Source organism: Bacillus sp. JJ634 (assembly GCF_036962285.1).
GTDB classification, from domain to species: Bacteria; Bacillota; Bacilli; order Bacillales; family DSM-1321; genus Peribacillus; species Peribacillus asahii_A.
In genome coordinates, this window is record NZ_JBALMU010000032.1 from 20865 (window position 1) to 30318 (window position 9454).

8 protein-coding genes and 1 pseudogene are annotated in these 9454 nt (G+C 37.6%); 2 read left to right on the plus strand and 7 right to left on the minus strand.

From position 1 onward, the window contains the following. The 4 genes from V7068_RS05965 to V7068_RS05980 all read right to left on the minus strand — a co-directional run bounded on the left by V7068_RS05965 (position 1) and on the right by V7068_RS05980 (position 3511). Positions 1 to 294 carry a YunC family protein gene (locus V7068_RS05965; protein WP_373995349.1) on the minus strand — a complete coding sequence of 98 codons (294 nt, stop codon included), beginning with the start codon at positions 292 to 294 and terminating at the stop codon, positions 1 to 3. Between the two features lie 71 nt (positions 295 to 365). After that, a complete protein-coding gene (locus tag V7068_RS05970) occupies positions 366 to 1751 on the minus strand; it encodes a bifunctional metallophosphatase/5'-nucleotidase (RefSeq protein WP_499711540.1) in 1386 nt (461 codons plus the stop codon). Between the two features lie 12 nt (positions 1752 to 1763). Beyond that, complete coding sequence (locus V7068_RS05975) at positions 1764 to 2594, minus strand: sulfite exporter TauE/SafE family protein (RefSeq protein WP_499711541.1); 831 nt, start codon at positions 2592 to 2594, stop codon at positions 1764 to 1766. Between the two features lie 71 nt (positions 2595 to 2665). Beyond that, entirely contained in the window at positions 2666 to 3511 is an 846-nt protein-coding gene (locus V7068_RS05980) for a DUF72 domain-containing protein (protein ID WP_499711542.1), read from the minus strand. 996 nt (positions 3512 to 4507) lie between these two features. Between V7068_RS05980 and V7068_RS05985 the strand changes: the two genes are divergently transcribed. Continuing rightward, positions 4508 to 5632 (plus strand): NADH:flavin oxidoreductase, encoded by a 1125-nt coding sequence (locus V7068_RS05985; protein WP_499711543.1) that lies wholly within the window; start codon positions 4508 to 4510, stop codon positions 5630 to 5632. A gap of 583 nt (positions 5633 to 6215) precedes the next feature. Here V7068_RS05985 and V7068_RS05990 read toward each other — a convergent pair. The 3 genes and pseudogenes from V7068_RS05990 to bioW form a co-directional block, all read right to left on the minus strand. Beyond that, positions 6216 to 7424: a cytochrome P450 gene (locus V7068_RS05990; RefSeq protein ID WP_499711544.1), complete on the minus strand. Its 1209-nt coding sequence runs from the start codon at positions 7422 to 7424 to the stop codon at positions 6216 to 6218. Positions 7425 to 7503: 79 nt separating this feature from the next. Further along, positions 7504 to 7977 (minus strand): annotated as a pseudogene (locus V7068_RS05995) (biotin synthase BioB); the annotation flags it as partial. Between the two features lie 21 nt (positions 7978 to 7998). Further along, complete coding sequence (gene bioW / locus V7068_RS06000) at positions 7999 to 8784, minus strand: 6-carboxyhexanoate--CoA ligase (RefSeq protein ID WP_499711545.1); 786 nt, start codon at positions 8782 to 8784, stop codon at positions 7999 to 8001. A 365-nt stretch (positions 8785 to 9149) separates the two neighbouring features. Here bioW and V7068_RS06005 point away from each other — a divergent pair. Next, positions 9150 to 9454 (plus strand): IS6 family transposase (locus V7068_RS06005; RefSeq protein ID WP_499711546.1); only part of this gene is annotated, 305 nt, incomplete at its 3' end.

Consider the following 9454-nt stretch of genomic DNA (forward strand, 5'->3'; position numbering starts at 1 on the left):
TTAGACCATTTTTAATAATGCATCTTTCCCAATCATTCCTCGGTGAATGCCTAAAACTTCTGCTTCATATGTTACGGACTCTAACGGTGCTTCTAGCAACTGATCAATCGTCTTAACACCCGTTGCCCTGCCTGCTACAATCCTTCGATCCTTTAATTTATCATTTAAAAGGGCCACATCTAGAGCACCGCACATAATATAGCCTTTATCAGAAGTCACAACAAGTAACGTTGTCTTTGGCAATTCAACTGAAATCGCTAGAAAAGTATACTCTTTCAACTTAATAGGATTCATACTAATCAATTGATTTCGCCCCTTTCTCCTATTTACATTATGAAAAAGAGGACGAAACCGTGAAATATCCTTTAATAATCAGGATACATTTTTTTCAACTTCCAAATTAAAATATCCCTTAAAAATTCAGGCATTAAATATTCTTTATTCTTCAAACGTTGAATTTGTGGAAAGAAGTAACCAAACGTAAACATGTCAGGTAAAACTAATTTATACATGTCGTGCGGCTGCAGCTTGTTTCCGTTTATATTAATTTGTTTAACTACCCCATTGGTCGTTTGCACAAATTCGATTTGATCATACAGCATAGTTCCCATCACCTTGCCTCTAAATCCAAATCCTTTTACTTGAAGATGAGGCCATTCTTCATTTCTAGATTGCAATAAAATTTCTTTTAGCTCATTCCCTTGTATTTCAATTACACACGGGTTAATCGGATGGGGGCAAATTCGATGAATGTCGCCTTTTTTTACGACTCCGCTCGGCAACCCTTCTAGTAATAAGCCTGCATTTAAAAAAGCACAATCTGCCTCGGCCCACTCTCTTAATGATGAACATAAAATTTCTGATAACCTCTCTCTTTGAAACCAATCATTATGTAACGGTTCTGGCAAATTCGTTACTACTTCTTGAAGTGCTTCTCCACCAGCATGATACATAGCTTCAATCCATTCTCTTTCTCCAACGAGTTCTGGCAGCTCATTTGTGTCATACAAATAGGCACTTTTCTTTGTAATTCCTCTATGCTCATCAAAATCAATCTCCACTTGCCCAACAAAAAAACCAAACTTACCTGCGCCGCAAAGAAGAACATCATTTACTAATTTACCTTGATGAAGTACATGATGGGTGTGCGCACCTAGAATAATATCAATTTCGGGAAAATCCTCTGCCATCTTCTCATCATCATTAAGACCTAGATGAGAAAGCACAACGATAATATCTGCTTCTCCTCTAATTTGCTGCAGCTGCGTTTGTAATTCAACAAATGGCTCTTTTACCTCCCAACCAAGTGCAGAATAAAATTTTTGAAAAAACGCAGTTAAACCAATCAAAGCAATTCTTGTTCCTTGCTTCGTTGTATGAATCGAATAAGGCAGCACCCACTTAGGCCTTCTATCCTGTTCCTCATATAGATTCGCGACAAGCACTTCAAATTCCGCCTGTTCATATAAGCAATCTAGTGCGTCATGCGGCAATGTAATTCCCTCATTATTTCCAATCGTTACATATTGATAGCCAGCCTCATTGAGCAACGTAATATTCCCTTTGCCTAATGTCCCCTCTGAATAGGGATGCCAACGATCTACATGGTCCCCAATATCGAGAATAAGCGCTTCTTCACCTGTCTCTTGATGAAGCAAACGTCTTTCTTTAAGAAATTCTACGATTCTAGGCCAGTTTTCAAAATGACTATGAAAATCATTTGTATGATATAAATGAATGATTTCAGACATCATTTGCCTCCCTTATTGTCCTGTAATTCCTTGATATACGAGACGGAATCCAAATAGAATTAATACAATTTTCAAAACATGTTCAATGGAGCGACTTTTTAAACGAGTATTGATAAAAGCACCGAACTTGGCACCAAACCAAGCTCCTGGAATAAGCGCTAAAGCATATAACCAATTCACATTTCCAAGTGAAATATGTGTAATCGAATTCGTAATCGATGATAAGAACACCATAAACATGGATGTTGCAACCGCCACATGTGGAGGAAAGAAAAATAAGAGAATCATGGTAGGTACAATGATTGCTCCACCGCCAATGCCAAATAACCCTGAACTAAAACCTACGACAAAGGAAATCAATATTGCAACAAGTGGACGATAGCCATATGTAGTTTGCACTCCATCCTTATTGCGATATGTCTTAATAATCTTTCCTTTCCCTGGTTTAAATGTAAGCGGCTTTAAACGGTCTTTAACAAGCAGAATTGTCGCGATTAAAATCATAAACAAACCAAAGTATAACGAAAAAGAGTGTATATCAAGAATTTTATTAACATGAGCTCCAATTATACCACCTGGTCCACTGCCGACAAAGAAAATAAGCCCCGCCTTATAATCGACAGTTTGATGCTTCATATAAGCTAATGTTGATGATAAGCCGGTAAAAATCATAATGACTGTTGAAACACCAACTGCAACCTGAGGCGTAATAGAGTCAAGCAGTGAAGTAGAATTTCCTAAAAAAAGTAGAGCTGGAACGATAACAATTCCTCCGCCAAGACCAACGAGTGCTCCAATCGTTCCAGCTAAAAATCCAATGATGATCAACACAATTACTTCCACTTATATCCATCCTCTTGACTCTGTTAAATAAAATGATAGATTTTAACACAGCCTGTTTATTCTCTAATTATTTAAAATAAGTCAAGCTGCTTAGAAGCAAGCCCTTCGTATTCAATCCCTAGTAAATCGATAAATTGCTTTGCATTATCAGCCGCGTCACCACCAGAATTATTATTGAAAAGCACATATATATCCTGCGTTTGCTTCTCTAGCAATCGAAGACGGTCCACCCATTCTACAAGCTCTTTTTCAGTATAGCGATAAAGATAGCGAACTTCACGCCAATTATGTGCCGATGGGTGCTGCCAACCATGTACATTGCGGCCATGAAAACGAATTAATGTTTTTTTAACATCTGTCGCTTCAAGTACAATCGGTATCGACCCTGCCCCAGCTTGCGGTTCATCACATACAGTATGAATCCATTTTTCATTTTTAATAAATTGCAAGGTTTGCTCCCTAAAGACAGCGGAATACCAGCTTTGATGCCGAAATTCTAGTGCAACTGGAACTTCGCCCATCTCCGCTTTACAAAAACGAAGATAATTGACATGCTGACGTGTACAATCAAACCAAGGCGGGAACTGAAAAAGTACCATTGCTAGTTTACCAGCCTTCTGGAAAGGTTCGAGTGAATCACGGAAAGCCGCAAACATCTCTTTCTTATTTGAAAACGGAATTTCCCCGCGCTGATGTCCTGTCATGCCTTGATATGCTTTTACGATAAATTGAAAATTAGCGGGTGTCTCAATCACCCACTTTTCACTATTTTGCTTCGGTTGAACAGCATAAAAAGACGCGTCCACTTCCACAATCGGAAAGTGTGCACCATACTCTTTTAACTTATCACGTTGGGACACACCATAACGATACAAAGAATGATGATCCCCCCAACCTGTTACTCCGATATAAATCATCCTAACCAACCTATTCCGCAGTTTTCTTTATTTTAACATATATCTCAAAGGACCAAAAAGTTAAGCTAAAGACGACTCTGTGCCTGTATGAATGTTTATCAACGAGTTTTTTGTTTTATCAATCAGAACTGTCCATTTATCAACAACCTTCGGCTATTTATCGTTAACCGATAGAACCTTCCATTTCAAACTTGATTAATTGTACGTAAAACAGCTTGAAATCATTTATAAAGAAATGGCTTTATATCAAGTGTTTACCGATTTTTTTAAATAGATTATAATGCAAAATAAAATCATTTCGGCACGAAATCGGCACGAAAGTTTACCATACAAAACCACATGTAGCCGGGTTTAAGAGTGCTTTTCTTTATTACATCATGCCGCCCATTCAACCTAGTTATAGAATAGATAAAAATAGAATAATAGAATCATTGATATATTAAGGTTTTTCTCTTCCTTTTAAAATATGAGCAATGGGTAAGGAGCTTTTCCTTACCCTATTTGCCTATAGTAACCATTAAAAGCGTATTTTTTACGTTCTTTTATGTGTCCATATAAATATGAAGAAATACGAAATAAAACAATCCTTGTTATATCAAGGTTTAGCGTTTTTTACTACCTAAAATGAAAATGAAATAGTATACCGTTATATATGTTTCGTGGTCAAAATTAAAAGGTATTTGTCATACAATAGTAGTTCCAATATGGTGGAGAAAAGTTAAAATAACAGTAGAACTACTTTGTTAAATCATAATAGGTTTAGCATATGAAATAACTATGTATTAGCACATAAAAACGCTTGGATAAACCAAGCGTTTTTTCGATTCTTGAATAGTAGAAAATACGAAAAAGCTGCAAAAAAATAACACCTTAGTTATTGTACTAAAGACTCCCTATGTCAGTAAAAACATAGGACTTATCGGTTTATATTTGTATAGTGGAATTGTAGAATAAAGGTAGCATGATAAAACGAATTAATGGAAGGAAGTGCTCGCCTTGGATCAAAAGTGCGTAGGTCATACTTTGTTACAATCTGTACCGTTTGGAAATGAAATGTTAGCAAGCCGATTAGTGATGGCCCCAATGACAAGAAACTTTTCGCCAGAAGGTGTCCCAGGGGAAAATGTTGCACAATATTACCGCAAACGTGCAGAGAATGGGATTGGACTCATCATAACTGAAGGGACAGCGATCAACCACCCAGCTGCAGTAGCGAGCGCCGATATCCCCCGTTTTTATGGTGAGGACGCCTTAAATGGCTGGTCAAATGTAGTTACTGAAGTCCACCAAGCAGGTGGCAAAATCATTCCACAATTATGGCATGTAGGTGCAGCACGAAAAGCAGGCAGTGTACCAAATATTGACTCACCTCCTGTGAGTCCGTCTGGATTTACTTTAAAAGGCCGCAGAAATGAGAAAATAAAGGCTTTAACGAAAAAAGAAGTCACTGAAATGATTGATGCATATGCCGAAGCTGCATCAAATGCTAAGCGCATCGGATTTGACGGAATTGAATTGCATGGAGCGCATGGATACTTAATTGATCAATTTCTTTGGGAAGTAACGAACAAGCGTAAAGATGAGTATGGTGGGGATCTAGGAGAGCGAACGAAATTTGCGGCAGATATTGTTCGTGCTTGCCGGAAAGAAGTTGGGCCTGATTTTCCGATTGTCTTTCGTTATTCACAATGGAAAGGAAGCGATTATGAAGCTAAATTAGCTAAGAACTCTAATGAGCTTGAACAATTGCTTACCCCCTTGGTTGATGCTGGCGTAGATATTTTCCATTGCTCTACAAGACGAATATGGGAACCTGAATTTAAAGATGAAGATCAATCTTTAAACTTAGCTGGCTGGACTAAACGAATTACTAAGAAACCAACGATTGCGGTCGGTTCCGTCGGAATTAATCGCACATATTTGAGCAATCAGGATAATGATAATTTAACAATTGAAGACAATCTCAAAATTATAGATGAAAAAATCAAAGCAGGCGAATATGACTATGTAGCAGTCGGCCGTGCATTGTTAGCTGATTCAGAATGGGCAGTAAAACTCAAAAATGGTAAACTTGATCAAGTATTGCATTACACTAAGGAATCTGAGAAACACCTGTTTTAATTACATGTAAGAACACGCATCTTTTCAGTTTGCAACTAAACATCTTCAGTAATTACAGTGAAGCGTAATCTTTGTATATAACTCCAATAGGGGGGCCTGCAGGACCCTATTGGAAATAACCGGAGGTTGTATAAAGTATCACTTTATTCCGGAAAATGGCCCGTTTGTTGAATAAGCAAAAAATCCTGCATCAACAGGATTTATGATCAAACTTTATTCAAAATCCACAAAAGTTTAATTCTCTGCTAACCAGAAGTGTAGTACAAGAGTGTCTAGACTTTGGTGTCATTTTTCGAAAGCGTCTAGATTTTTGTGTAAAATAACAATAAAGTCATAAGTTTTGTGTCACTATTTTATGACACAAAACTTATGACAATTAAAAGATAAACCTTGTTATAATGATGTTTTTATATTCTGGACTTTTGTGTCACTCGTCAGCTAATCACTACTATTGTCTTCGTGATTCGTAACTCTCACCCTATAGACTGCACCCATGCCAGGCGCACTTGGAAAAAGCGGATGCATCGATTGCATCCGCTTTCATTACCCGTACCTATTTAACTAAAAATACCATCTCCATATCTTAATCAAAAGTAATTCGCAGTTCGTTTAAGGATCTAAACCCTACCAGCTTTCGCCATGAAAGGTCAGAAGATGCTAGTTGGGGATTGTTCATCTGTTGCAGGAGACTTTGAATTGCAATTTGTGCTTCTAAACGGGTCAACGGAGCACCTAAACAAAAATGCGTGCCATATCCAAATGCAAGATGAGGATTCGGGCTCCTAGTGATATCAAGTAAATGAGCATGAGCAAATTTATTGGGATCCCGATTTGCTGCACCTAAAAGAATATAGACTTGATCGCCCTTTTTAATCGTTGTTTGGTCGATTTCGATATCCTCCGATGCAATCCGAGCAATCATTTGTGTTGGACTCTCATAGCGTAAAAACTCCTCTACGGCATTTTCAATAAACGATGGGTTTTCTTTTAGCTTCATCATCTGATGAGGATTTTTCAATAAGTTAAGAATCGAGTTGCTGATGAGATTAACAGTTGTTTCATGACCAGCAATAACAAGTAAAATGCATGTTGCAAGTAATTCTTCATCCGTTAACCTGTCCCCTTGCTGTTCTTCTTTTATTAACAGACTGATAAGGTCCTCTTCAGGGCTTTGTTTCCGTTTTTCCATCAGCTCTTTAAAATAATTTCGTAAGGTGATTGTAATTGCATTCCCATTGTCTAAATTCTTTCTCGAACGTGTAAAATCAATGGTTTGTATTAAGATTACCGCCCATTCTCTAAATTGGTGTCTCTCTTCTTGAGGGACTCCTAATATTTTCGCGATAATGAGACTGGCTAAAGGAAAGGCAAAATCGGAAATCACATCCATTGCCTTCTTATTTTGAACCTGTTGCAATAAATTATTTACCGTTTCTTGGATGTAAGGGCGAAGATGTTCCACCATTCTAGGAGTGAATACGTTACTAACCAGAAGACGTAATCGCTTATGGTCAGGTTGATTTTTAAAAAGCATCATGTCATTTTGGATGTTTTTTAGCTGCTCATATTTTTTTGAAGCCTGGGGCAGCGGGATACGATTTTTAAATCGAGTATCTTTCAGAATGGTTATCGCTTCTTTATATCCTGTCACGTACCATCCAGGATATTTTAACAGGTTTCCCCAATAGATAGGATGAATGGATCGAAGCTTTTCATAAAATGGATAGGGATTTTGAAAAAACTCAGAAGTAGTAAATGAAAGTGGTATGATTTGATTTAAATCCGTTGTCATGTTAGCCCCCCTAGTATACATTCACAATCGTTTTACAGAGATGCATCACTCCCATCTCTGTAAAACTTTTAAGCTGTTTTTATTTTTCTGCTGCTAAGCTGGCTTTCATTTCTTCTACTGACTCTACTTCAAATCCTAAGTCACGTAACATTTTTTGATCTTCCGTTTCATCTTGCCCAGCTGTTGTTAAATAATCTCCAACGAAGATTGAATTGGCTGCATATAGCGCTAGTGGTTGCAGTGAACGCAGGTTGACTTCACGTCCACCTGAAACTCGAATTTCCTTTGTTGGATTGATAAAACGGAATAGTGCTAGAACTTTTAAACAATAAAGTGGATTTAATTCGTTAACCCCTTCTAGCATCGTACCATCAATTGCATGTAAGAAATTAACCGAAATGGAATCCGCATCAAGTGCTTTTAAACTATTAGCCATATCGACTACATCTTGCTTAGTCTCTCTCATTCCTACAATGACACCTGAACATGGAGACATACCAGCTTCTTTTACCGTTTCTACCGTACCGACACGATCATCGTACATATGTGAAGTGATACTTCTTGCTTTTTTCAATTAACTCGTGTGACATTCATCATCTTCCCCCCATTGAACGAATATTGGCTGTTTTTCTAGGTAGTCTATGTATGAATGAAGATCGCTTAAGCCATCTACAAAGAAGATTCGGCAGCCGCATTCATCTCCATATTCTTTTAGCTTCGTAATTCGCTGATAGCCCTGCTTTTTACTGGCAACATACCCTGTTATATATTCGGGATCATCTGACCAGCATAATTCTGCGACAGTAGCGGGATGCGCACTCACCTTTGTTGCAAGTACAAGCGCCTCCTTCACTCTTTGACTTCGAGGCATTTTGTAATGGTCGGCCCATTTTTCAAAATTTGTGGTTAACCAGTCCATTCTCGAAACCCGAATACCTTTTTCATTTCGACCATCGATTCGTAAACCAGAGCGAATATTAAACAAAATTGCTCCTCTGAGTTCTGAATACTCAGTCATTTTTTTATACGCCTGCTCAATACTTTCAGCTGGAACTCCTGCTTTCTCTAAAAGCTTCCGAGCGACTGATTGACCTTCTTCTACGGATCCAACTTCATTTGTTCCAACAGGTAATGGTTTCAATTTTTTTATCGGTTCATTAATCAGCTCAAACTGAATTTGCATAAAATCCGGGTTGCCTCTTGAATGAGATAACGCTTTTTCTAGCAGGGTATTTACGGAATTTTTCAAATTTTCATATGTTGAGAGTTGTTCCCCGCCAGATATATGCTTTCCACCTTTTTCGTGAGAACCATTCTGTGCTGCTCTCATTCTCACACTGTAAATGTTTTCTTTTAGCAAGGTTTCTATCATCCTTTCATTTTTCAACATTCTTGTTAGTAGAAAAATAGTATTGATATGTATGAATATCTTTTGACGGCTGCACTCCCAGTCATAGTTTTCTAGTAGATTTGAAATTTGTACAAAAAGCATTGGAAAACAGTATCAATCTACTCATAACCATGTTATGAATCACTTACATTAACTATTAAAATAAATCCTTTTTAATTGTTAACATAAAATCGATATATGTTAACAATTAAAATATTAAATATCCTTGTTTATTTTGTCAACAGGTTCTGGTGCAAAAATTTTAAAATATCTGCAGGTAATCTCCCAAACTCGGACATACTGATACTAGTACTCTAAAAAAGGATATGGTCAGTATGGAAAAGCAAAATCTATTCAAGTGGAAACATTATCAGCCTAATATTATCTTATTAACCGTGAGATGGTACCTGCGGTACAACCTCAGTTTTTGTGATTTAGTCGAAATGATGGAAGAACGCGGACTATCTATTGCTCATACAACCATCATGCGCTGGGTTCATCAGTATGGTCCTGAGTTAGATAAGCGAGTACGGCGTCATCTCAAGCCAACCAATGATTCTTGGCGAGTCGATGAGACATATGTGAAAGTCAAAGGTCAATGGATGTATCTATATCGTGCCGTTGATTCAGAAGGAAATAC